At 63.7% G+C, this 20,786-nt stretch carries 23 protein-coding genes and 1 tRNA gene; 6 read left to right on the top strand and 18 right to left on the bottom strand.

Annotated elements, in window-relative coordinates:
* Positions 1-8: 8 nt before the first annotated feature.
* Positions 9-500 carry a hemerythrin domain-containing protein gene (locus P8R33_RS00535; RefSeq protein ID WP_278327044.1) on the bottom strand — a complete coding sequence of 164 codons (492 nt, stop codon included), beginning with the start codon at positions 498-500 and terminating at the stop codon, positions 9-11.
* A 93-nt stretch (positions 501-593) separates the two neighbouring features.
* Here P8R33_RS00535 and P8R33_RS00540 point away from each other — a divergent pair, with 93 nt between their 5' ends.
* On the top strand, positions 594-986 hold the full coding sequence (locus P8R33_RS00540) for a metallopeptidase family protein (protein WP_278327045.1): 393 nt from the start codon (positions 594-596) through the stop codon (positions 984-986).
* A 101-nt stretch (positions 987-1,087) separates the two neighbouring features.
* Here the strand turns inward: P8R33_RS00540 and P8R33_RS00545 are convergent.
* Positions 1,088-1,164 (bottom strand) — tRNA-Arg (locus P8R33_RS00545).
* 44 nt (positions 1,165-1,208) lie between these two features.
* Entirely contained in the window at positions 1,209-1,610 is a 402-nt protein-coding gene (locus P8R33_RS00550; RefSeq protein WP_278327046.1) for an NUDIX domain-containing protein, read from the bottom strand.
* Between the two features lie 112 nt (positions 1,611-1,722).
* Between P8R33_RS00550 and P8R33_RS00555 the strand changes: the two genes are divergently transcribed.
* Together P8R33_RS00555 and P8R33_RS00560 are read left to right on the top strand one after the other, a co-directional pair.
* Complete coding sequence (locus P8R33_RS00555) at positions 1,723-1,902, top strand: Flp family type IVb pilin (protein ID WP_278327047.1); 180 nt, start codon at positions 1,723-1,725, stop codon at positions 1,900-1,902.
* Between the two features lie 118 nt (positions 1,903-2,020).
* The gene (locus P8R33_RS00560) at positions 2,021-2,203 is read left to right on the top strand and encodes a Flp family type IVb pilin (RefSeq protein ID WP_278327048.1); all 183 of its coding nucleotides are present in this window, start codon (positions 2,021-2,023) and stop codon (positions 2,201-2,203) included.
* Between the two features lie 78 nt (positions 2,204-2,281).
* Here P8R33_RS00560 and P8R33_RS00565 read toward each other — a convergent pair whose 3' ends face one another.
* The 5 genes from P8R33_RS00565 to P8R33_RS00585 all read right to left on the bottom strand — a co-directional run bounded on the left by P8R33_RS00565 (position 2,282) and on the right by P8R33_RS00585 (position 7,674).
* Positions 2,282-3,757: a M48 family metalloprotease gene (locus P8R33_RS00565; RefSeq protein WP_278327049.1), complete on the bottom strand. Its 1,476-nt coding sequence runs from the start codon at positions 3,755-3,757 to the stop codon at positions 2,282-2,284.
* A gap of 105 nt (positions 3,758-3,862) precedes the next feature.
* Entirely contained in the window at positions 3,863-4,807 is a 945-nt protein-coding gene (locus P8R33_RS00570) for an acetyl-CoA carboxylase carboxyltransferase subunit alpha (RefSeq protein WP_278327050.1), read from the bottom strand.
* A 9-nt stretch (positions 4,808-4,816) separates the two neighbouring features.
* A complete protein-coding gene (locus P8R33_RS00575) occupies positions 4,817-5,695 on the bottom strand; it encodes a tyrosine recombinase (RefSeq protein WP_278327051.1) in 879 nt (292 codons plus the stop codon).
* A 9-nt stretch (positions 5,696-5,704) separates the two neighbouring features.
* On the bottom strand, positions 5,705-7,543 hold the full coding sequence (locus P8R33_RS00580; protein ID WP_278327052.1) for a hypothetical protein: 1,839 nt from the start codon (positions 7,541-7,543) through the stop codon (positions 5,705-5,707).
* On the bottom strand, positions 7,540-7,674 hold the full coding sequence (locus P8R33_RS00585; protein ID WP_278327053.1) for a hypothetical protein: 135 nt from the start codon (positions 7,672-7,674) through the stop codon (positions 7,540-7,542). The genes P8R33_RS00580 and P8R33_RS00585 overlap by 4 nt, the downstream gene beginning before the upstream one ends.
* 75 nt (positions 7,675-7,749) lie before the next feature.
* Here P8R33_RS00585 and P8R33_RS00590 point away from each other — a divergent pair, with 75 nt between their 5' ends.
* Genes P8R33_RS00590 through P8R33_RS00600 form a run of 3 tightly spaced genes read left to right on the top strand, consistent with a single transcriptional unit; the run spans position 7,750 to position 10,228 of the window.
* Positions 7,750-8,316 (top strand): shikimate kinase, encoded by a 567-nt coding sequence (locus P8R33_RS00590; protein WP_278327054.1) that lies wholly within the window; start codon positions 7,750-7,752, stop codon positions 8,314-8,316.
* A complete protein-coding gene (gene aroB / locus P8R33_RS00595; protein ID WP_278327055.1) occupies positions 8,307-9,428 on the top strand; it encodes a 3-dehydroquinate synthase in 1,122 nt (373 codons plus the stop codon). The genes P8R33_RS00590 and aroB overlap by 10 nt, the downstream gene beginning before the upstream one ends.
* A gap of 32 nt (positions 9,429-9,460) precedes the next feature.
* Positions 9,461-10,228 carry a cyclase family protein gene (locus tag P8R33_RS00600; protein ID WP_278327907.1) on the top strand — a complete coding sequence of 256 codons (768 nt, stop codon included), beginning with the start codon at positions 9,461-9,463 and terminating at the stop codon, positions 10,226-10,228.
* On the opposite strand, the gene P8R33_RS00605 is transcribed toward P8R33_RS00600, so the two are convergent.
* The 10 genes from P8R33_RS00605 to P8R33_RS00650 form a co-directional block, all read right to left on the bottom strand.
* A complete protein-coding gene (locus P8R33_RS00605) occupies positions 10,229-10,489 on the bottom strand; it encodes a hypothetical protein (RefSeq protein ID WP_278327056.1) in 261 nt (86 codons plus the stop codon). It lies immediately after the preceding gene.
* A 180-nt stretch (positions 10,490-10,669) separates the two neighbouring features.
* A complete protein-coding gene (locus tag P8R33_RS00610; protein ID WP_278327057.1) occupies positions 10,670-12,727 on the bottom strand; it encodes an acetyl-CoA carboxylase biotin carboxylase subunit in 2,058 nt (685 codons plus the stop codon).
* On the bottom strand, positions 12,727-13,119 hold the full coding sequence (locus P8R33_RS00615; protein ID WP_278327058.1) for a lysozyme inhibitor LprI family protein: 393 nt from the start codon (positions 13,117-13,119) through the stop codon (positions 12,727-12,729). Before P8R33_RS00615 ends, P8R33_RS00610 begins: the two co-directional genes overlap by 1 nt.
* 23 nt (positions 13,120-13,142) lie before the next feature.
* Positions 13,143-13,937 carry a heme-dependent oxidative N-demethylase family protein gene (locus P8R33_RS00620; RefSeq protein WP_278327059.1) on the bottom strand — a complete coding sequence of 265 codons (795 nt, stop codon included), beginning with the start codon at positions 13,935-13,937 and terminating at the stop codon, positions 13,143-13,145.
* Between the two features lie 120 nt (positions 13,938-14,057).
* Positions 14,058-15,074 (bottom strand): biotin synthase BioB, encoded by a 1,017-nt coding sequence (bioB, locus tag P8R33_RS00625; protein WP_278327060.1) that lies wholly within the window; start codon positions 15,072-15,074, stop codon positions 14,058-14,060.
* A complete protein-coding gene (locus tag P8R33_RS00630; RefSeq protein ID WP_278327061.1) occupies positions 15,067-15,303 on the bottom strand; it encodes a hypothetical protein in 237 nt (78 codons plus the stop codon). The genes bioB and P8R33_RS00630 overlap by 8 nt, the downstream gene beginning before the upstream one ends.
* A 16-nt stretch (positions 15,304-15,319) precedes the next feature.
* Complete coding sequence (gene scpA / locus P8R33_RS00635; protein ID WP_278327062.1) at positions 15,320-17,476, bottom strand: methylmalonyl-CoA mutase; 2,157 nt, start codon at positions 17,474-17,476, stop codon at positions 15,320-15,322.
* A gap of 8 nt (positions 17,477-17,484) precedes the next feature.
* On the bottom strand, positions 17,485-18,096 hold the full coding sequence (locus P8R33_RS00640; protein ID WP_278327063.1) for a glutathione S-transferase family protein: 612 nt from the start codon (positions 18,094-18,096) through the stop codon (positions 17,485-17,487).
* A gap of 23 nt (positions 18,097-18,119) precedes the next feature.
* Positions 18,120-18,581, bottom strand: coding sequence for a methylmalonyl-CoA epimerase (mce, locus tag P8R33_RS00645; protein WP_278327064.1), 462 nt, complete (start codon positions 18,579-18,581; stop codon positions 18,120-18,122).
* An 80-nt stretch (positions 18,582-18,661) separates the two neighbouring features.
* Positions 18,662-20,701 carry a S9 family peptidase gene (locus tag P8R33_RS00650; RefSeq protein WP_278327065.1) on the bottom strand — a complete coding sequence of 680 codons (2,040 nt, stop codon included), beginning with the start codon at positions 20,699-20,701 and terminating at the stop codon, positions 18,662-18,664.
* Between the last annotated feature and the right edge of the window lie 85 nt (positions 20,702-20,786).

The raw sequence follows: 20,786 nt of genomic DNA on the forward strand, positions 1-20,786 counted from the left end.
CGCCGAGCCTATTCCTTGGCGTCTTCCTTCTTTTCCGGAGTCACCTCGGCTTCGGCTTTTTCCTCTTCCTTGCGGCGCTCGAACACCTTTTCCATGTGCGCGCGGTCATCATCATCGAGGTAATTCTCGAAGTCGGGAAAATGATCTTCTTCTTCCTCGTCGATGTGGTGGCGGTACTGGTGATCGAAATCCTTGAATTTGGTCAGCCACGAACTCGATGACATGTCGGTCGCCGCAAGGTCGTTCAGTGCCTCGTCGATTTCGTGGTGTTCGGCAACGGAATGGCGGGTCTCGTCCGTCGTGGGCGGCTTGCGGAGCATGGTCGAATAGAGCGCCTGCTCCTCCGCCGCAGCGTGGCTTTTCAGTTCCTTCGTCAATTCGGTGAAGAGCTCGTCCCGTTCGCTACTGTCGCCGCTCGTCTCCAGCAGCTTGTCCAGCAACTCGCGATGCGTGTCGTGATCCTGCTTGAGGCGGTCGAATATTTCTGCGTTGGTGGCCATGGGATTGTCTCCTTTGCCTATCAAACAGGTAAATGTGGCACGGGTTCCGCTTCCTTGCACGCATCGCCCGCGCCCCCCATACTCGGAGGCACGATGCACCACCGCCCGGGCCCCACCGCAGTCCAGATGCAGCAAATGGCAGAGGCGGTAGTGCGCGATCTCCCCGGCGAGTTTCGCGAGCAAATGCTGGATGTCGTGCTGCAGGTCGAAGATTTCGCGACCGCCGAGCAGCTCGAGGCAGTCGGCTTATCGGACAAATGGGAACTGACCGGTTTGTACGAAGGCGAAGCTTTGCCCGACCGGTCGATCTGGAGCAGTGGCAGGATGCCGGCGCGAATCTGGCTGTTCAGAGAGCCGCTGATTGCCGAATGGCGCGCGACGGGCGTGCAGATGGACGACCTCGTCCGCCACGTTGTGGTGCACGAGGCGGGCCATCACTTTGGCTTCAGCGACGACGACATGCACAGTCTCGAGGACGAAGCCTGAGAGGAGGCTTCCCATAGTGTGCCGGAAAAGGTTGCATGCCACCGATTTCCCGCGGGGTAGAACCAAAAAAGCCCACGACCCTCACAGGTCATGGGCTTTTTTGGCGCGCCAGGAAGGATTCGAACCTCCGACCGCCTGATTCGTAGTCAGGTACTCTATCCAGCTGAGCTACTGGCGCGTTGGAGGGGGCCACATAAGGGGGGCATCATCCCTTGGCAATCCCTAATGCGAAGCTTTTTCGAACATGCCGCGAGCCAGCGCCACGTCGAGCGGCGGCCTTTCCAGCGTGGCAATCTCCTCGGGCCGGAACCAATCGATGTCACCACCCTCGCGCGCCGACAGCGGGCTGCCGTCCCACGGCGATGTGTAAAGAAGGATGACAATCTGCCGGTGGCCGTCCGACGCTGGCTCTTGCGCGAAACATGCCGGCTGCAAAGCACCGGGTTCGGGCCGGTACCCAAGCTCTTCCTCTATCTCACGAATAAGTGCCTGGGCAGGATTCTCGCCGTTCTCGACCTTGCCACCGGGGAATTCCCATAGCCCGGCGTGCTGCTTGCCTGCCGGTCGGCGGTGCATCAGCCAGCGCCCTTGCCCGTCGCTCAAAGCCAGGGCGACCACCGGCATCCATGTCGGAAAATTTTGCAATCTCGGAAGCCTTCTCAACTCTTTCTTAACAGTCGGACCCGTATCCCGCCGATGTCAGCTTCGACAAAGCGACGAAAGAGGCAACGTTCCAATGGTCAAATTCCTGAAATCTCTGGGACGCGACGAAAGCGGTGCCACTGCTGTCGAATACGGGCTGATCCTCGCCCTCATCTTCCTCGCGATGATCGGGGCCGTTCAATCGTTCGGCACTACGACGATCGCGACGTGGAACAACGTTGAATCGGCGGTCGTCGCTGTAACGGGAGCGTGAGGGAATTTGGAAGTTCTGGGTGTTAGGGAATTCTCAACACCTGGGCTCCCATAAGAAGATCGCTCGAACCGTTTGATCGGAGCGAGCCGGGAATGAAGACTGAACCAGGAGACAACACATGAAGTTTTTCAACAAGCTGCGTCGTAACGAAGAAGGCGCCACCGCTATCGAATACGGCCTGATCGCTGCCCTGATCGCAGTTGCTGCCATCACCGCACTCGACAGCCTGGGTGACGAAGTCTCGACGACCTTCAACAACGTCGACACCACGATGGCTGCTGCCAACACCGCCGGCGCCTAATACGTCGCAAGCGAAAAAGAGGCGGCGGGGTTTGTCCCCGCCGCCTTTTTTTGTGTCTATCCGAATTTGCGCGACTGCTCAGCGACCGCGCACGACGACCTTGACCTTCTGACCAGGGGTGACGTTTTCGTCGGACGAGAGCCCGTTGAGCACGCGGAACCGCGCAACCTGATTGTCGTCATAGGCCATGTTCCGTGCCAGCGATGCTACGGTATCTCCGCTCCGCACGGTCACCACATCGACGACCCGAGGGATCACATTGCCCGCCTGCTGCGCGCTGATGCGGCGCATCGACGAGAACATCGTATTGAACGAACTGGCTTGTCCCGCCGGCGTAATTGCCAGGAAGTGATAAGCGCGATCGTCGGCGAACTCGTAGGCAAACACAGTCACATCTACCTGCCCATTACCTGACTGCACGCGCGTGGAGCCATAGGCTGCAGGCAATCCGTTCACCGTCGTGCGCTGGATCGACTGCGGACGCAGGTTCTGTTCCGTGCTGAGATTGGCAAATACCGTCGAGATATAGGAATTGAGATCGCCATTATAGGGCGCGAGGGTGAATTGCGCGCGGCCGCTCTGCCCGTTGATGGTCACGGCGCTCGTCCCGTTGACCATGTAGAACCCCTGCGGCGCGCTGAAGGCGAGGCGAAGTTCCGGGTGAATGAACTCGCGCCCTTCGATCACGCCCTGCTGCGGATCGTCGCCATAGAGCAAGCCGTCGATCCGGCTGAGGAAGGTGTCGCGATTGGTGACGCCGGTCATGCCCTGCGCCTTGGACAGCGCAGTCTGGACGCGGCTGGCGGGGTCCGGGTGAGTCGATGCCCATTCGGGAACGGTCGCATTGTCGCGGCCCTGGACCCGGGCATCGAGCGCGTTTTGCTGGGCGAGACTGTTCAGCACGGTCGCCATCGCGCGCGGGTCGTAGCCGGCCTGGTTGAGATAGCGGATGCCGAGTTCGTCGGCCTCCAGCTCCTGCGAGCGCGAAAAGCGCAGGGTAAGGAGCTGCGAACCCTGCAGCAAAGTCTGCCCGACTTGCTGGCCGAGGCCGGAATTGCCGAGAAGGATGCCGGACAGGATCGCTCCTGCCGCGCCGAGCAGGGTGTTACGCTGGGCCGCCTGCTGGCGGCGCTGCGAGTGGCGCGCGGCCACGTGTCCGACTTCATGGCCGAGAACACCCGCAAGCTCGGCCTCGTTGTTCATCAAGGCAACGAGCTGGCGCGTCGTGTAGACATAGCCGCCCGGGATCGCGAAAGCATTGTTTACCGAGCTGTTGAGCAGCGACACCGTAAAGGCGCTGCGAGCATTGCCCAGTCCCGACTGCACCGCGATATTCTGGCCGACCTGCTCAACGTATTGCGCCTGCGATCCGGTCATCGCGCCGCCGAATTCGCTCAGCAGTTGCGGATGCGCTTCGGCGCCCATCTGTGCTTCGCTTTGGGTAATCGGAGCCGACGAATCGGGGATCGGGCCGCCACCGACGGCCGCGCATCCCGCGAGGACGAGCGACAAAGATGCAGTTGTTGCAGCGAGAATGGACTTGGAGCGCGACATGAGGTGTTCCCCTTGCGTAACGAGCGCCGGTTGGCGGTCTAAGTTCGTGTACGCATGGGAGAACATGGCGGCGGGTCGCTTTGTTCCCGCCGAGCGAATGCGTCGCTAGCCTGCGATGCGGAGAAAACGCTCTTCGCGCATCCGTTTGAGCTCGTCTGCCGAATGGCGACCGAGCTTGTCCAATTCTTCGGCAATCGCATCGCCCAGAGAAGTTGCCGCTGCACGCGGATCGCGATGAGCACCACCGACGGGTTCTGCGACGATTCGATCGATCACGCCGAGGCCCTCGAGATCTTGCGCTGTCACCTTCATCGCCTCGGCCGCATCGGGCGCTTTTTCGGCCGTCCGCCAGAGGATCGAAGCGCAACCTTCGGGCGAAATCACCGAGTAGACCGCGTGCTCCATCATCAGCACGCGCTCGGCGCTCGCGAGAGCCACGGCCCCGCCGGACCCGCCCTCGCCCACGATTGCGGCGACCATTGGAACCGGTAGCGCGAGGCACGCCTCGGTCGAGCGGGCGATGGCTTCCGCCTGCCCGCGCTCTTCGGCCTCTACGCCGGGAAACGCGCCCGAAGTGTCGACCAGCGTGACGACGGGCAGATCGAACCGCCCCGCCAGTTCCATGAGGCGGATCGCCTTGCGATAGCCTTCCGGCTTGCCCATGCCGAAATTGTGGCGCAAGCGGCTGGCCGTGTCGTTGCCCTTTTCGTGACCGATCAGGACGACCTTGCGTCCATCGAGCTTGGCGAAGCCGCCTAGGATCGCCTCGTCCTCGCCGTAAGACCGATCCCCGCCGAGCGGGACGAACTCGTCGAAGGCGTACTCGACATAGTCGCGGAAATGCGGACGCGAGGGATGGCGTGCCACCTGCGTCTTCTGCCACGGCGTCAGCGTTTCGTATGTGCTGGTGAGGAGCGCCGAGCTCTTCAGCTCGAGCCGCTGCAGCTCGTTGGAGATATCGACGTCGTCGCCTTCTGCGGCGGCGCGCAATTCGGCGACGCGCTGTTCAAGCTCGGCGACCGGCTTCTCGAATTCGAGGTAGGAAATCATCGCGCTCCGCTAGTCCGATGCGCGCGCTTTCGCAAGCGGGTGGCGCTGGTTGACCAGTTCGACCAGCCGCGCGGCATCGACATGTGTGTAGATCTGCGTGGTAGAAATATCGGCGTGCCCCAGCAGGGTCTGGAGCGCGCGCAAGTCCGCTCCGCCCTCCAACAGATGTGTCGCAAAGGCATGGCGCAGCACATGCGGGCTGAGCTTTTCGGGCGCCAGATCGGCACGGGCCGCCAGTGCCTTGACCAGCTGGAACAGGCGAACGCGCGAAAGATGCCCGCTGCGCGACGGAAAGAGCCATGGTGAGCCGTTGGGCCGGACCGCCAGCCAGCGCGACAGGGCAGCCTTGGCACGGCGACTGACCGGCACCATGCGCGCTTGCCCGCCCTTTCCTGTCACCGTCAGGAATGGCGCATCGCGCGGGACGGCAGCGAGCGGTAGCGAGACCAGCTCTGTCGCGCGCAATCCCGAGCCGTAAAGCATTTCCAACAGGACGAGCATTCGGATCGCCTGAGGAGAATCGCTCGCGGCCTCTTCTTCCGCAGTCCTGAACAATCGTTCGATCTCGTCGTGAGAGAGAATTTTGGGGAGCGGCCTTCGCGTCGTCGGACGCGGCAGGGCGTGGGTCGGATCGTCCGGACGCAGGCCCTCGTCGACGAGAAAGCCGAAGAACTGCCTCAGTGCGGACAGCTTGCGCGCGACCGTCGACGGGGCGAGAGCGGACCAGCCTTGAGCGAGCTTCGCCAGTTGTGCAGGTCGCGCTTGCGCCAGTTCGCCGCCAAGCATTTCCTCTGCCTGTTCGAGATCGCGGCCATAAGCCAGGATCGTGTTTCGAGCGGCTCCGCGTTCTGCGGAGAGCATAGCCAGAAAATCGTCGATCGCATTCACTGCCCGACCTCAGGCCCGCGCGACCGCCTCCGCGGCGATCATGCGCGCTTCGGCTTCCAGTCCCACGCGGCGCAGCGCGGACACGATATGGAAGAGATGCCGCGCCGTCATACGGTCCCAGCTGTCGCCCTGCATGCCGAGGCCGGCGAGAATGGCCACCAGCGCCGGATTGCCCGCGTTCGCCGCCGCATCGATAGCCCGGGTCCAGCGCGTCTGGCCGCCAAGGCTCATGGAAAGCCGACGGCTGTATTCGTCGATCTCGCCCGATCCCACACGTTCCAACCCGGCAAGCCCGGCAAGAAACATGCGCGACTTGCGTTGCCCGCCCGATTCATCGGCATCGACGAAACTGTCGAGTTCGCCGTCGGTGACAGCTTCGCTACGCGTCGGCGCAGCCAGGGCCAGCAAGGCCCAGCCGAGGCTTCCCTCCTCGACGATGCCCGACCAGCGCATCGCGTCACGATCGAGGCCGGCAGTAAGCATGGAAGCAATGAGTTCGCCTGCTTCGTCTTCCAGCGCATCGTCCGCAGGCAAGCGCGCCGCGGCATAGGCGGTCAGCACGCGGCGTCCATAACCGAAGTCTCCGCCGTCTCCCCACACATCGCGGATGGCGCCGAGGCGAGTGGAAGGATCGCTGCCGACATAGGCTTCGCGAAGGCGCGAGGCGCGGCGGTAGGCTTCGCTGTCCTCGCCCCCATCGGCGAAAATCTGGCCATACAAGTCGACCATCGCACTGGCCGAGAAAATGCCGCTCTGCGCCGCAATATCCGCTGCATCGGAACGCTCGGCAGCGCTCAGAGCCGGCGTGAGAGCCGCGCTTTTCAAAAGCTGCGGACCCAAACCTTCCATCAAGTCTTCGGGGATCGGCTCGCCCAGGGCGTTGGCCATGGCGAAGCGCCAGGGCGTGATCTGCTCCACGCCATCCCACTCGATGGTCACCGCGCGCCGGCCATCTCCTGCCGCCCCGGCAAACCTCTGGGCAAAGAGGACATCGATCGTTTCGCCCTGGCCGCGGGACTGCAGGCGGCGCAGGTCGTTCTGCGCGCGGGTGGCCTCGCCGGCGTAAGCATTGCAGATGCCCGCCAGCATGTTCCATTGCGGATCCTCGCGATCGGTGTCGACCAGGCGCACTGCCGGACAAGCACCGACGATATCGGCCGTACCGATGTAAGCGTCGATCGCGGCATCGACGAGCGCGGGCGAATAATTCGCCGTGTCGATATCCTGCACCAGGGCGCGTGCGACCGCGTATTCGCCCATCGCGTTCAGGGCTCGCACGCGCAGCGTGGCGAACTCGATCGGGTCCATGCCCTCGGGCGCGGCCAGACGGCTGGCGAGCGCACGGCGAAGCAAGATGTGGCCCCAGCGTGACACCAGCGGCGATTGCGTCCCGGCCAATGCAGCGCGGACGAGAGCGGCAGGCTGCCGCGCCAGCGATGCACGGGGCAAGCCGCCCTCAGCCGTCGAAATCACTCCCGCACGCTCGGTCGAGCGCCGGGCGGCGGGCGGAATGTCGAATTTGGGCTTCAGGCCGAGTAGCTCGTCGAGTTCGTCGGTCGACATGTTTTCCAGCTGCTCCAGCGTCGGCAGACGCGAGAGGTCGAGACTGGTCGAATTGGAACTTGAGCTTTCGGCGGGCTGATCGGGGATCGGCTGGACGATCTCGCCCGAACGACTGGGAGGCGTCGCTCCGGAACTCGGCGTCGCCGATGGTGCCGGAGAAGGGGTGGGAGTGGGCGCGGGATCTTCGAACCCCGGCGGCAGCAGATCGGTCGGCGCCGATTGTGCGAGGACGAGCGATGAACACAGCGCCAGTGCCGCGCCGCCGACCAGCCATGCAGCCTTCATCGCGCCGCTCCCGGCAGGGTAATTTCTTGCTCGATCGGATGCAGCGGTTCTTCGCCGCCATCGATCCAGGCCAGGATGCAGAGCGCGACAATAATCAACCCCGCGATGCCTCCCATCCGCTTGCTGTCCATGGCCAAGTTTTTCGCGTCCCGCTTCAAGTGCTGATACCTTGCCCGCGCCCTAGCCCATGTCTAGGCACGGCGGCAATGACCGAAGCGCCCGCCATCACACAAGATGCCATTTCCGCCATCATCCGGCGGATCGACCGGCCGGTGGTGCTGGTCGGCTTGATGGGAGTCGGCAAATCCACGGTCGGGCGGCGCTTGGCGGCCTTGATGCACACCGACTTCATCGATGCCGACGACGAAATCGAGCGGGCGGCGGACCGCAGCATCGCGGAAATTTTCGAGGCGCACGGAGAAGCCTATTTCCGTGAAGGCGAACGCCGCGTGATCGCGCGGTTGATGGAGGAGGACCACGGCGTCATCGCGACGGGTGGCGGCGCATTCATCGATGCCGAGACCCGGGCGCTGATCGTCGATAATGCCATCGCAGTCTGGCTCGATTGCGACATCGACACGCTGGTCGAACGGACCGGCAGGCGCAACACCCGTCCCCTGCTGAAAAAAGGCGACCCGAGAGAGATCCTCACGAACCTGAAGGACCAGCGCAGCGGCGCCTACGCGCAGGCACAGCTGCATGTGGTGACCGACGACGGGCCGCATCACCAGACCGCGCTGCGCATCTTGGAGGCGATCGACGCATGCCTGTGATCCCGGTCGAACTCGCTGGCAGAAGCTACGAAGTGCATGTCGGCAAGGGGTTGCTGGACGAAGCGCTCTCGCTCGCATGCGCTTTCATCGAGCCCTATCATGGCCGCAAAGTACCGGTCGTAGCCGATCGCAATGCCTTGAAGCACCACGGCGAGCGCCTCGCGCATTCGCTTGCAGCCGACGGCTTCGAAATCGCTTGGTACCTCGTCGAGCCGGGCGAGGCCGCGAAAAGCTGGGCGGGACTGCAGGACTTGGTCGATTGGCTGCTCGGTCTCGGCATCACGCGTGGCGATCACGTGTTCGCGCTAGGCGGGGGGGTGGTCGGCGACCTTACCGGCTTCGCATGCTCCATCGTCAAGCGTGGCTGCGGTTTCGTGCAATTGCCCACGACGCTCCTCGCCCAGGTCGACAGTTCGGTCGGCGGCAAGACCGCGATCAATACATCGGCAGGCAAAAACCTTGTCGGCGCGTTCCACCAGCCCTCGCTGGTTCTCGCCGATCTCGATGCGCTGGCAACTTTGCCCGAGCGCGAGATGCACGCAGGATATGCCGAGGTGCTGAAATATGGGGTTCTGGGCGATGCAGGTTTTTTCGACTGGCTGGAAGACCATGGCAACAAGGTTCTCGCACTCGAAGAAGCCCCGCTCGAATATGCCGTCGCGACCAGCGTCGCCGCGAAAGCCCGCATCGTTGCCGAGGACGAGCGCGAGACCTCCGGCACCCGCGCGTTGCTCAATCTCGGCCACACTTTCGGGCATGCGCTCGAGGCGGAGACCGGCTTTTCCGATCGCCTGCTGCACGGCGAAGGCGTCGCGCTCGGCATAGTGCTGGCCGCTCGCTATTCGGCGCGGCGCGGCGAAATTTCCGAGGACGAGGCTGCACGTGTGACCCGCGCTATCGACAAAGCTGGACTGCCCGCAGAGATCGCCGCACTGGAGCTCGAATGCGATGGCAGCGCGCTGGTGGCGCACATGCTGCACGACAAGAAAATGGACGCGGGCGGCACGCTGCCCTTCATCCTGCTCCGCGGTATCGGCGAGGCGTACCTTGCGAAAGACGTCGATCTGGCGGACGTTGCCGCCTTTCTCGACGCGCAATTGCAGGCGCATTGACGCGCGAAAACGCTGCGCTCATGCTGCGCAGCATGACGCGCTTCATCGACCTGTCGATCCCCATCACGAACGACGTCGTGTCCGATCCCGAAGTGATGCGGCCGAAGATCCGGTACATGACCCACGAGAGCACGTGGGAGCAGATCGCAATGTTCTTTCCCGGGCTGGAAAAGGACGATCTGCCGGATGGCGAAGGCTGGGCGGTCGAGATGCTCGAACTATCGACGCACAATGGCACGCATATGGACGCGCCGTGGCACTATCACTCCACCACGGATAGCGGTACCAGCCCTGCCCCCAGCATCGACGAAGCGCCGCTCGACCGTTTCCTGCGGCCCGGTGTTAAGCTCGATTTCAGCCACCTTCCGCACGGCCATGTGGTCAGCGGGGCCGAGGTTGAGCAAGCGTTCGCCACGATCGAATACGAACTCCAGCCGCTCGACATCGTGCTGGTCCAGTCCGGCGCGGTCTACGGCACGGAGAACTTCACGGACCAAGGCGTCGGCCTCGGCGCGGAGGCCACTCTATGGCTGACCGAGCGCGGCGTCGAAGTCGTCGGCACCGATGCCTGGAGCTGGGATGCACCTTTCAGCCACACGGCAAAGCGCTGGGCGCAGGAGCGCGATCCGGCGATCATCTGGGAAGGCCACAAGGCCGGTCGCATCCGGCCCTATTACCAGATCGAGAAGCTCACCAATCTCGCCGCCCTGCCCGCGCAAGGCTTCACCGTGAGCTGCTTCCCGGTCAAGATCGAACGCGCCAGCGCAGGATGGATTCGCGCGGTCGCGATAGTCGACTGATCAGCTCGCTCGTGGTTCCAGCCGGGTGACCTTCGCCCCGGCGCCGACCGGCTGGTAATCCGCCATCATCGCATCGTGTTCGGCGAACAACCGCTCGATTTCGCCGCGCCGCTCCAACAGCATTTGCGCAATGCCTGGGGCGAGACTGTCGCCATCGCCGATCTTGCCGAGAATGCCTGCGAGGTCCGCGATCGTCGCGTCCTCCGGGGTCTTGTGATAATTGCCCCGCGTATCGAAGAACCCTGTTCCCCTGTGTGCCATGCCTAACTCCTGTGCCTGGTGCCTCAGAAGCGAACCGAAGGGGCACAGTATCGGTCATAAACCGAGTCGTTCAAAGCGCCTTCACCACGTTTGCCCCGTGCAGGGACGAAATAATCGTGCGATGGCGCATTCTGGCAATATTCGTTCGACAGCCTGAAGCCTTTGGACAGGCTGGCTGGTCTATTCGAGCTCCAGGATGATTTCATCGACTGCGAGACTATCTCCCTCTCCGGCGTTGATCTTGCTAACGACGGCCTCTTTCTCGGCGCGCAGGATGTTTTCCATCTTCATTGCCTCGACCGTGGCGAGAGGCTGGCCGGGCTGCACTTCGTCGCCCTCGGCGACATGCAGCTTCACCAGCAGGCCCGGCATCGGGCAGATGAGCATCTTCGAAAGATCGGGCGGCTCTTTCTCGATCATGTGACCGGCAAGGTGCGCAATGCGGCTCTGCAGGATACGCAACTGGTGCGTCGCGCCGCGGGTAGTGACGGCATAGCCAGTGCGCGTCGGCGATAGCTGCAGGGTATAGGTTGCTTCAGGCTCGGCGGAGTCTTCTCCGAAGAGCGCGACCTCGACCATGGTCTCGCCCGGCGTGTATTCCATCTCGAGGACCACCGGCTCGCCATCCACGGTGATCGCGTCCTCGACCAGCCTCACTTCGTGAGTGGTCGAACCTTCCTCGCGTTCGCCAATCCGTACGTTCCAGTCGCCCGGGGCGTAGAAGTCGCTATCGAGTTGCTGGTCGATCCGCCGCGCACGGTCGGCATCGGCGGTGGCAATCACACCGCCGACGGCTGCGAGAACGCGCGTAAGCTGCGTATCGGCGGGTGCGCCTTCGAAGCCCTCCGGATATTCCTCGGCGATAAAGCCGGTCGTCAGCTCGCCCGAGCGGAAGCGCGGATGCTGCATGATTGCGCTGAGGAAATCGACATTGTGGCCCAGCCCCTCGATCCGGAACGCATCGAGCGCCTTGATCTGCAGGTCCGCCGCTTTGTCGCGCGTCTCGCCCCAGGTCACCAGCTTGGCGATCATCGGGTCGTAGTGAATCGAGACCTCGCCGCCCTCGTAAACGCCATCGTCGACGCGAATGCCGTCGACACCGCGGCGGCCGTTCTCGGAGCCGTCGTCGGTCCAGGGTTCGACCGGTGGCTGATAATGCACCAACCGCCCGATGCTCGGCAGGAACCCGCGATAGGGATCTTCGGCATAGACGCGGTTCTCTATCGCCCAGCCGTCTATCTTCACATCGTCCTGCGTCATGGCGAGCTTCTCGCCCGCTGCCACCCGGATCATCCATTCGACCAGATCGACGCCGGTGATCATCTCGGTCACCGGGTGCTCCACCTGCAGGCGGGTGTTCATTTCGAGGAAGTAGAAGCTCTCGCCGGTCTTGTCCGCGCCGCTGACGATCAGTTCGACCGTGCCGGCACTGTGATAGCCGACGGCCTTCGACAGGGCGACGCACTGCTCGCCCATGGCCTTGCGCATCTTGGGTGTGACGAAAGGCGACGGCGCTTCCTCCACTACCTTCTGGTGGCGGCGCTGGATGCTGCATTCGCGCTCGTTGAGATAGAGCACGTTGCCGTGTTTGTCGCCGAGGATCTGGATTTCGATGTGGCGCGGATCTTCGATGAATTTCTCGATGAAGACGCGGTCGTCGCCGAAGCTGTTGAGCCCTTCGCGCTTGGTCGCTTCGAAGCCTTCGCGCACGTCCTTCTCGCTATAGGCGAGGCGCATGCCCTTGCCTCCGCCGCCCGCGCTGGCCTTCATCATCACCGGATAGCCGATGTCGTCGCTGATCTCGACCGCGTGGTCCGTATCGCGGATTTCTCCGACGAAGCCGGGGACGACGTTCACCCCCGCCTCGCGCGCGATCTTCTTGGATTCGATCTTGTCGCCCATCGCGGCGATCGCGTCGGCGGGCGGGCCGATGAAGGCGATGTTCTCGGCGGCGAGCGCCTCGACGAAGCTCGCACGCTCGGACAGGAAGCCGTAGCCCGGATGCACAGCCTCGGCCCCGGTCTGCTTGCACGCGGCGATGATCTTGTCCGCGACGAGGTAGCTTTCCGACGCCTGCGCCGGGCCGATATGCACCGCCTCGTCCGCCATGCGCACGAAGGGGGCGCGCGCGTCCGCATCGGAATAGACCGCAACGGTGGCGATCCCCATGCGCTTGGCAGTCTTGATGACGCGGCAGGCGATTTCGCCGCGATTGGCAATCAGGATTTTCGAGAACATTATTCGGGGCTCTCCGCCAGTTCGCGCAACTGTTTCGTGCGATCTTGAGTGAGGTCGGTGAGGCAGAAGCTCACCAACATGGGTTCCATGGTGCCGCCCCGTGCCTGATAGCCCGCGCTGGCGCAATGCGCGTCGCGATAGGCGATCCAGGCGCGCTGGGACTTCAGCAGCGTATCGAAATAAGTCGGCCTGCCGTCATCCGGCACGAAGTCGCCGCGATCCATGGCGCGCATTGCCGCGGCGGTTTTCTTCCATTGAATGTTCAGCGCACGATCGGCCTTGAGATAGTCGCGGTGCGCGCAGAAATTCATCGCGCTTTGTACCCCGCGCTCGGCCCGTGCGCGGTCGCACGGCGGCAGCGGATTGGGCTTCGTGGCGGCCTGCGCGGCCATGACCAGCGCAGCGGCGATTAGGCTCATGACGTTTCCTCTCGCCGGTTCGCATAGCCGATTAACGCGCCAGCGTAAGCCCCCGCGCCGCGCCGGTCGCCCTCGCCTTCGATAAGGCTGGCGACAGCTGCGACGAGACGTTGGCGGTTCGACTGCGAAAGTTCTCCGAACGGCGCAACGTAGATGCCGATCGTGAAGAGGATTGCGCCGGTCTGCGGCAGGCGGCGCAGCGTCTGGCGCTCCGAGCGGACGAACAGCGTCTCACCCGCGTTCTCGGGCGTGACATGGGCGAAGGCCTGTTCGGGTGGCTCGGCGACCCAGCGCTTGTCGCCGGTAGCGGCGATGAACCAGTTGCAGCGCCCGTAGATCGCGCCGGGTTTCAGCTTGGCCATGAAGTTGTCGACGCCGCTGGCGAGCTGCTCCTCATAGCCGTGGATGGGCGCGTGGAGCGAGCGCAGGGGCAGCCCCAACTTGTCGGCCGGCGTCCAGTCAGATGGCCACGCGACCGCCGCACCGACGAGGCGGTATTGGTCTTCTCCTGGGCGCAGGGTGAGGAGGCACATATCCTCGTGATACGCGCGAGCTGCTTCGGGCAGGCCGCCAGACACTCCGAGCATGGCGGCGAGTTCTGCCCCAGGTGCCTCGCTTTCGGGTGAGAGCTGGATACCCTCGGGGTAGGTAGCAAAGCCTTCGGCACGCGCTTCAACGTCGGGATCGGGTTGGAGCCACTCACCCTCGTGCAATTTGGCAAGCCCAATCTTGAGCACGCCTCCACCCCGAGCGCGGGGCAGCAGTTCGTCGACAGAGAAACCTAGAGTCATCTATCCCTCGTCATTGCGAGGAGCTGCAGGCGACGCGGCAATCCATCGCGCTGCGACGGCGGACAGCTCGGGAGATGGATTGCCGCGCGGCTTCGCCGCTCGCAATGACGGTGAGTAGTGTCACTCCGCCGGCTCGCGCTCCGCCATCTTGCACGCACGCATCGGCTCCTCCTGCTGCAGCGCCGTCATGCCGAGCTTCGCCAGCAGCGCGCTGTCGCTGTCGTCGCCCGCATTGGGTGCAGTCAGCAGCTTGTCGCCGGTGAAGATCGAGTTCGCTCCCGCCATGAAACACAGCGCCTGTGTGGCTTCGGACATCGACTCGCGGCCTGCGGAGAGGCGCACCATGCTCATCGACATCGTGATCCGCGCCACGGCAACAGTGCGGACAAATTCGATATCGTCGATCTTGGCGAGCGGCGTGTCGGCCAGCATATCGCCCAGCACCGTGCCCTTGACCGGGACCAGCGCGTTCACCGGCACGCTCTCGGGATGCCGCTCCAGCGTGGCGAGCGTGTGGACGAAGCCCACCCGATCCTCGCGCGTTTCGCCCATGCCCACGATCCCGCCGCTGCACACGTTGATGCCCGCATCGCGCACGTTCTGCAGCGTATCGAGCCGGTCCTGGTAGTTGCGGGTCGAGATCACGCGCTCGTAATATTCCGGCCCGGTGTCGACATTGTGATTGTAGTAATCGAGGCCCGCTTCCTTCAGCATGTCCGCCTGTTTCGGCGTCAGCATGCCCAGCGTCATGCAGGTCTCCAGCCCCATCGCGCGCACGCCCTTCACGATCTCGACGATGGCGGGCATGTCGCGGTCCTTAGGGTTGCGCCACGCCGCGCCCATGCAGAAGCGCTGGGAGCCTGCATCCTTCGCCTGCGCCGCGCGCTGGAGGACCGATTGCACCTCCATCAGCTTGGTCGCCTCGACCTCGCTGTCGGCCTTCACCGACTGCGAGCAATAGCCGCAATCCTCCGGGCACCCGCCAGTCTTGATCGACAGCAGCGTGCAGAGCTGGATTTGCTCGGGCGAATGGAACTCGCGGTGGACCGTGGCCGCGCGGAACAGCAGCTCGGTAAAGGGAAGATCGAAGAGGTCCGCGATTTCCTCGCGGGTCCAGTCAGTGCGGATTTCAGTCATTCGAGATTACTTTCCAAGCGATAAAGGTCCGCACGGCTTCTACGATGAACAGGAATGCAGCCAGCCCAACCACCAGCCAGCCGGAGCGCGAGACGCAGTGCTCGAGTGCTGGCCCCACCGAGTGGTGAAGCTGACAGTCGTTCGCGAAAGATACCCGGATGCCCCAAAGGATTGCTGCCACAGAGCCCCACACCATTAAGCTCAACAGCAATAGTGCCTTCTTATTCAATTGCGTTCCCCTATCTTCACTCCGCCGCCTCGTCCAGATCCTCGCCCGCTGGCGGCATGTTGTGACCGAGCAGGCGCAGCACGTCGGCGGCGCATTCGATCACGTTGCTGCCCGGGCCGTAGATGCCCTGCACCCCGGCATCGCGCAGGAAGTCGTAGTCCTTCTGGGGGATCACGCCGCCAGCGATCACCTTGATGTCGCTGCGGCCCGCTTCCTTGAGCAGGCCGATCAGTTCGGGAATGAGCGTCTTGTGGCCCGCCGCGAGGCTGCTTGCGCCGATGGCGTCGACATCGTGTTCGAGCGCCATGTCGCGGGTTTCCGCCGGCGTCTGGAACAGCGGGCCGGAGACGACCTCGAAGCCCATGTCGGCAAAGGCGCTGGCGATCACATTGGCGCCGCGGTCGTGGCCGTCCTGCCCCATCTTGGCGACCATCAGCTTCGGCGCGCGTCCCAGTCGCCGCTCGACCGCCTTCACCCCTTCGACCACCTGCGCATAGCGGTCATCGTCCGAATAGGCCTCGGAATATACGCCGCGCACGGGCTTCGGCATGGTGTCGTAGCGGCCATAGGCGTCTTCCATCGCCTGGCTGATTTCGCCCAGTGTCGCGTCGTGGCGGGCTGCTTCTACCGCCAGCGCGAGGAGATTGCCCTCACGCTGCGCCGCGCCGCGAGCCAGCGCGTCGAGCGCCGCCTTGCAGGCGAACTCGTCGCGGCCCGCCCGGACCTTTTCGAGCCGCTCGATCTGGCTTTGGCGGACGGCGTGGTTGTCGATATCGAGCGTGTCGATCTCGTCTTCCTTGTCGCGGCGATATTTATTCACGCCGACGATCACGGTCTCGCCCCGATCGACGCTGGCCTGCTTGGCGGCGGCCGCTTCCTCGATCTGCGCTTTCGGCTTACCGCTGGCGACATATTCGGTCATGCCGCCCGCCGCCTCGACCTCGTCGAGCATCTGTTTCGCTTCGTCTACCAGCGCTGCGGTTAGACTTTCGATGTAATAGCTGCCGCCCAGCGGGTCGGCGACATTGGTGATGCCAGTCTCTTCCTGGATCACCAGCTGCGTATTGCGCGCGATGCGGGCGGAGAAGTCGGTCGGCAGCGCGATCGCTTCGTCCAGCGCATTTGTGTGGAGCGACTGCGTGCCGCCCAGCACCGCTGCCATCGCCTCCACCGTGGTTCGGATGACGTTGTTGTAGGGGTCCTGCTCCTGCAGACTCACGCCGCTGGTCTGGCAGTGCGTACGGAGCATCTTCGACTTGGGGTTCTGCGCGCCCAGCCCTTCCATGACATCGTGCCACAGATGGCGCGCGGCGCGCATCTTAGCGATCTCCATGAAGAAGTTCATGCCGATGCCCCAGAAGAAGGACAGGCGCGGCGCGAAGGCATCGATATCGAGGCCCGCTTCCATCGCGCGCTTGGCGTATTCCTTGCCGTCGGCGATGGTGAACGCGAGTTCCTGCACCGCCGTCGCCCCGGCCTCGTGCATGTGGTAGCCCGAAATCGAAATGCTGTTGAATTTCGGCATGTTGGCCGAGGTATATGCGATGATGTCGGAGACGATCCGCATGCTCGGTTCGGGCGGGTAGATATAGGTGTTGCGGACCATGAACTCCTTCAGAATGTCGTTCTGGATGGTCCCGGCGAGCTTGCCCTGGCCCACCCCCTGCCGCTCCGCCGCGACGATGTAGAAGGCGAGTACGGGGATCACCGCGCCGTTCATCGTCATCGACACACTCATGGTGTCGAGCGGGATCTGGTCGAACAGGATTTCCATGTCGCGAACGGTATCGATCGCGACGCCCGCCTTGCCGACATCGCCGACCACGCGCGAATGGTCACTGTCGTAGCCGCGATGCGTGGCAAGGTCGAAAGCGACGCTCAGGCCCTTTTGCCCTGCCGCGAGGTTGCGGCGATAGAAGGCGTTCGATTCCTCGGCGGTCGAGAAGCCCGCATACTGGCGGATCGTCCACGGCCGGCCTGTGTACATCGAGGCATAGGGCCCGCGCGTGAATGGCGCGATGCCGGGGACGCCGGGATCGAGCCCCTCGGTGTCCTCGCTCGTGTAGAGCGGCTTCACATCGATGCCCTCGGGGGTGTGCCAGGTGAGGTCGCGGCCCTTCACCTCCTTGTCGGCGAGAGGCTTCCAGTCGTCATAGGTGGGTTTGTCGGTCATGATTGCACTCAGGCTTTTGCACTCGGGCGGGCGGACACGCGCTCGTGCCAGCCGCGCAGGTTTTCGCAATCCTCTGGCATGCCGCAGCCGACGAACTCGGCGAAATCGGCTGTCGTCAGCAGGAGGATGTCGGCCGCGCTATAGGCCGGTCCGGCGAGAAAGTCGCGGCCCGCCAGCGACTGGTCGAAGAAGCGGAAAGCCTCGGCGACGCGCGGGCGGTTGGCTTCGCCCCACTCGGCATTGCGGCCGGGCAGTGCAGCGGTAAACGGATGCGTGTGGACCCACACCGCAGCGATCGGCGGCATCGCGATCATCTCGACCCGGCGGCTCCACATTTCTATCTCCGCGATTTCGAGCGGGGTCGTGCCGAACAGCGGCGGATCGGGGTGCAGCGCCTCGAGATAGCGCATGATCGCCACGCTTTCGGCGATCACCGTGCCATCGTCGAGCTCGAGGATCGGCGTCTGCCCGCGCGGGTTCTTGGCGACATAGTCCGGCGCCTTCTGCTCGCGCTTGGGAATGGAGACTTCGCGGGCAGGCAGTTCGATGCCCTTCTCTGCCGCAAAGATGCGCACGCGCCGCGGGTTGGGTGCCGGGTTTGGGCTGTCGTAGAATAACATCGTGGTCCTCTCTCCCGCGCGGCTCAGTTCGACCAGTGCGTCGTTCCCTTGGGTGTTTCCATGATCTCGGTCAGCTGGCCCATCATGTCCTTCGGGTGGAGGAAGAAGATCGGGGTGCCATGCGCGCCGATGCGCGTTGGGCCGAGGATGCGCTTGCCCTTCTCCTCGAACCAGCTGCGCGCTTCCTCGATATCCTCGACTTCGTAGCACAGGTGGTGCTGGCCCCCTGCAGGGTTCTTGGCGAGGAAACCGGCGATGGGCGAGGCATCGGACAAGGGCTCGATCAGCTCGATCTGCGTGCCGAAGCTGGGGCCGCTCTCGGTCGGATCGCCGGGCGTATCGACGAAGCAGACCTTCACGCCCTGCTCTTCCAGATCGAACGGCTCGCGGATCTTCGTCGCGCCCATCACGTCGCGGTAATAGGCGATCGATTCCTCGATCGATGGCGTGGCGACGCCGATGTGGTTGAGACGGCCGAGTTTCATGCGCCTGCTCCTGCAAAAACGAATGGCGCGATCCCGCTAACGGAACCGCGCCACTCAATGCAATGCCTAGCCGCGCGAAATCATTCGCCGGTGGAAATATCCCCAAGCCCTTCTACATATTCGGCGCCTGCGAGGATTTCCGCCGAGCTGCCTTCGAAGCTGTCGCCGATCGGCTGCACACGCCCGCCGAGGCAGGTGCCGAGGAAGCCTTCCATCGCGGCGAAAAAGCTCTGGCGGTTCTCCGGCTTCTGGAAGCCGTGCCCTTCGTCGGGATAGTTGATGTAGGTCACCGGCAGGTTCTTCGCCTGCATGGCCGCGACGAGATTGTCGGCCTCCGGCTTGGTCACGCGCGGGTCGTTACCGCCCTGCCCGACCAGCAGCGGCACCTTGATATCGTCGATCCGGCTGATGGCGGAGCGGGCCAGCAGGTCCTCGCGCGCCGCGGGATCGGTCGGGTCGCCGACGTAGCGATACCACGTCCCGGCCAGGAACGGCTTCCAGTATTCGGGAAAGCTCTCGATCAGCGTGACGAGGCTGGACGGGCCGACTATGTCCACACCGCAGGCGAATTTGTCCGGCGTGAAGGTAACGCCGATCAGCGTGGCGTAGCCGCCGTAGCTGCCGCCACCGATGGCAACCTTGTCTTCCTGCGCGATGCCCTCGCCCACGGCCCAGTCGACCGCGTCGATCAGGTCGTCATGCATCTTGCCGGCAAATTCGCCGACCGCGGCATTGGTGAACTCCTTCCCGAACCCGGTCGAGCCGCGGTAATTCACGCTGAGCACGGCATAGCCGCGATTCGCCATCCACTGGTGGATCGTATTGTAGCCATAGCCATCGCGCGCCCAGGGCCCGCCGTGAACCCACAGCAGCATCGGCACCGCTTCGTCCGGCCGCCCGTCGCCATCGGCATCGCTGCCCGGCGGCAGGGTGAGGTATGACACCAGCGTCTTGCCGTCGCGCGACGTCAGCTCCAGCGGATGCATAGGCTGCAGCGGCGCATCGGCGAGATCGGGCCGCGTGGCGAACCACGGCGTCAGCGTGTCGGCGGTGCGGTCGTAGACATAATACTGACCGGGTGCCTGTGCCGAGCCGTCGTAGACGATCCAGGTGTTGTCGTCCTGCGAGCGCGAGGTGACCGAGAATTCGCCCTCCAGATTGGCATCGAGGAAGTCGAGCTCGGCCTGCGCCTCTTCGGTCAGCGCGGTCCACTCGCTCTTCAGGTAATTGGTCGAATAAGCAATCGGCTCGTAAGTATCGTTGTCGACCATGATGTTGCTGAGATCGGCCTGTTCCGGCTCGACGATCACGCGCCGTTCTCCGGTCGTGAGATCGACCGCGACGCCTGCCGCGAGGTTCCGGTCGCGGCTGTCGATCATGTAAACCGTGTTGTTGTCGCGCGAGAACTGGACGATGTTGGTGTTCAGCATGTCCTCGCTGGGAATGTCCGCGAACACCTCGCCCGGCGTCAGGTCCTCGTTGAGATAGACCGCCTGCATTCCGCCATCGGGCTGCGGGATCATCGCCATGCGCGGCTTGTAGGTATTGTCGGTGATGAAGGACGCATAGCCGGGATTCTCGGCGATCAGCGTCCGCTCGCCGGTCTCGATATCGTATTCGTAGAGATCGGTCAGCTGCGGGTTGCGCTCGTTCGTGCCGACCAGGATCACGCCGGGGCGGTCGCGGCTGGCGCCCATCAGCTGCGCGCGAATGCCGTCGTCCAGCGGCGTCAGGTCGCGCGTTTCGCCGGTGCGCGGGTCGGTGGCATAGACATGGAAGTTCTCGTCCCCGTCATTGTCCTTCACGAAGAGGACGTACTTGCTGTCGACCGACCAGAGATGGTTGGAAATCCCGCGATGGCGATCGTCGGTGACGACCTTGCCGTTGGAGGGATCGGAGGCCGGCGCGACCCAGACGTTCATCACGCCATCGTCGGGCGCGATCCAGCTGACCCACTGGCCATCCGGGCTGATGCGCCCCTGGCTGGCGACCGGATTGCCGAACAATTCGCTCCGGTCGATCAGTTCGTATTCGGACAGTGCGTGATGTTCGGCATGGCCGACGCCGGTCATCATAGTCGAAGCGGCAAGCGCCGAGGCTGCCAGCAAGTTCTTCTTCATCGAAATGCCTCCTCCTGATTACGGGAGGAAAGCTATCGTGGAGAACAGACCGAGTCTAGCCGTGAACCTTAACGTGTAGACTACC

The sequence above is a fragment of the Qipengyuania flavescens genome, assembly GCF_029688735.1.
Lineage (GTDB): Bacteria > Pseudomonadota > Alphaproteobacteria > Sphingomonadales > Sphingomonadaceae > Qipengyuania.

Excerpts from the sequence above, each read along its gene's own strand:
- P8R33_RS00650 (WP_278327065.1), bottom strand. The coding sequence starts at position 20,701 with ATGAAGAAGAACTTGCTGGCAGCCTCGGCGCTTGCCGCTTCGACTATG.
- P8R33_RS00590 (WP_278327054.1), top strand. The coding sequence starts at position 7,750 with ATGACCGAAGCGCCCGCCATCACACAAGATGCCATTTCCGCCATCATC.
- P8R33_RS00615 (WP_278327058.1), bottom strand. The coding sequence starts at position 13,119 with ATGGCCGCGCAGGCCGCCACGAAGCCCAATCCGCTGCCGCCGTGCGAC.
- P8R33_RS00535 (WP_278327044.1), bottom strand. The coding sequence starts at position 500 with ATGGCCACCAACGCAGAAATATTCGACCGCCTCAAGCAGGATCACGAC.
- mce (WP_278327064.1), bottom strand. The coding sequence starts at position 18,581 with ATGAAACTCGGCCGTCTCAACCACATCGGCGTCGCCACGCCATCGATC.
- bioB (WP_278327060.1), bottom strand. The coding sequence starts at position 15,074 with ATGACTGAAATCCGCACTGACTGGACCCGCGAGGAAATCGCGGACCTC.
- P8R33_RS00565 (WP_278327049.1), bottom strand. The coding sequence starts at position 3,757 with ATGTCGCGCTCCAAGTCCATTCTCGCTGCAACAACTGCATCTTTGTCG.
- P8R33_RS00605 (WP_278327056.1), bottom strand. The coding sequence starts at position 10,489 with ATGGCACACAGGGGAACAGGGTTCTTCGATACGCGGGGCAATTATCAC.
- P8R33_RS00555 (WP_278327047.1), top strand. The coding sequence starts at position 1,723 with ATGGTCAAATTCCTGAAATCTCTGGGACGCGACGAAAGCGGTGCCACT.
- P8R33_RS00560 (WP_278327048.1), top strand. The coding sequence starts at position 2,021 with ATGAAGTTTTTCAACAAGCTGCGTCGTAACGAAGAAGGCGCCACCGCT.
- P8R33_RS00570 (WP_278327050.1), bottom strand. The coding sequence starts at position 4,807 with ATGATTTCCTACCTCGAATTCGAGAAGCCGGTCGCCGAGCTTGAACAG.
- P8R33_RS00600 (WP_278327907.1), top strand. The coding sequence starts at position 9,461 with ATGACGCGCTTCATCGACCTGTCGATCCCCATCACGAACGACGTCGTG.
- aroB (WP_278327055.1), top strand. The coding sequence starts at position 8,307 with ATGCCTGTGATCCCGGTCGAACTCGCTGGCAGAAGCTACGAAGTGCAT.
- P8R33_RS00580 (WP_278327052.1), bottom strand. The coding sequence starts at position 7,543 with ATGAAGGCTGCATGGCTGGTCGGCGGCGCGGCACTGGCGCTGTGTTCA.
- scpA (WP_278327062.1), bottom strand. The coding sequence starts at position 17,476 with ATGACCGACAAACCCACCTATGACGACTGGAAGCCTCTCGCCGACAAG.
- P8R33_RS00640 (WP_278327063.1), bottom strand. The coding sequence starts at position 18,096 with ATGTTATTCTACGACAGCCCAAACCCGGCACCCAACCCGCGGCGCGTG.
- P8R33_RS00550 (WP_278327046.1), bottom strand. The coding sequence starts at position 1,610 with ATGCCGGTGGTCGCCCTGGCTTTGAGCGACGGGCAAGGGCGCTGGCTG.
- P8R33_RS00620 (WP_278327059.1), bottom strand. The coding sequence starts at position 13,937 with ATGACTCTAGGTTTCTCTGTCGACGAACTGCTGCCCCGCGCTCGGGGT.
- P8R33_RS00585 (WP_278327053.1), bottom strand. The coding sequence starts at position 7,674 with ATGGACAGCAAGCGGATGGGAGGCATCGCGGGGTTGATTATTGTCGCG.
- P8R33_RS00540 (WP_278327045.1), top strand. The coding sequence starts at position 594 with ATGCACCACCGCCCGGGCCCCACCGCAGTCCAGATGCAGCAAATGGCA.
- P8R33_RS00610 (WP_278327057.1), bottom strand. The coding sequence starts at position 12,727 with ATGTTCTCGAAAATCCTGATTGCCAATCGCGGCGAAATCGCCTGCCGC.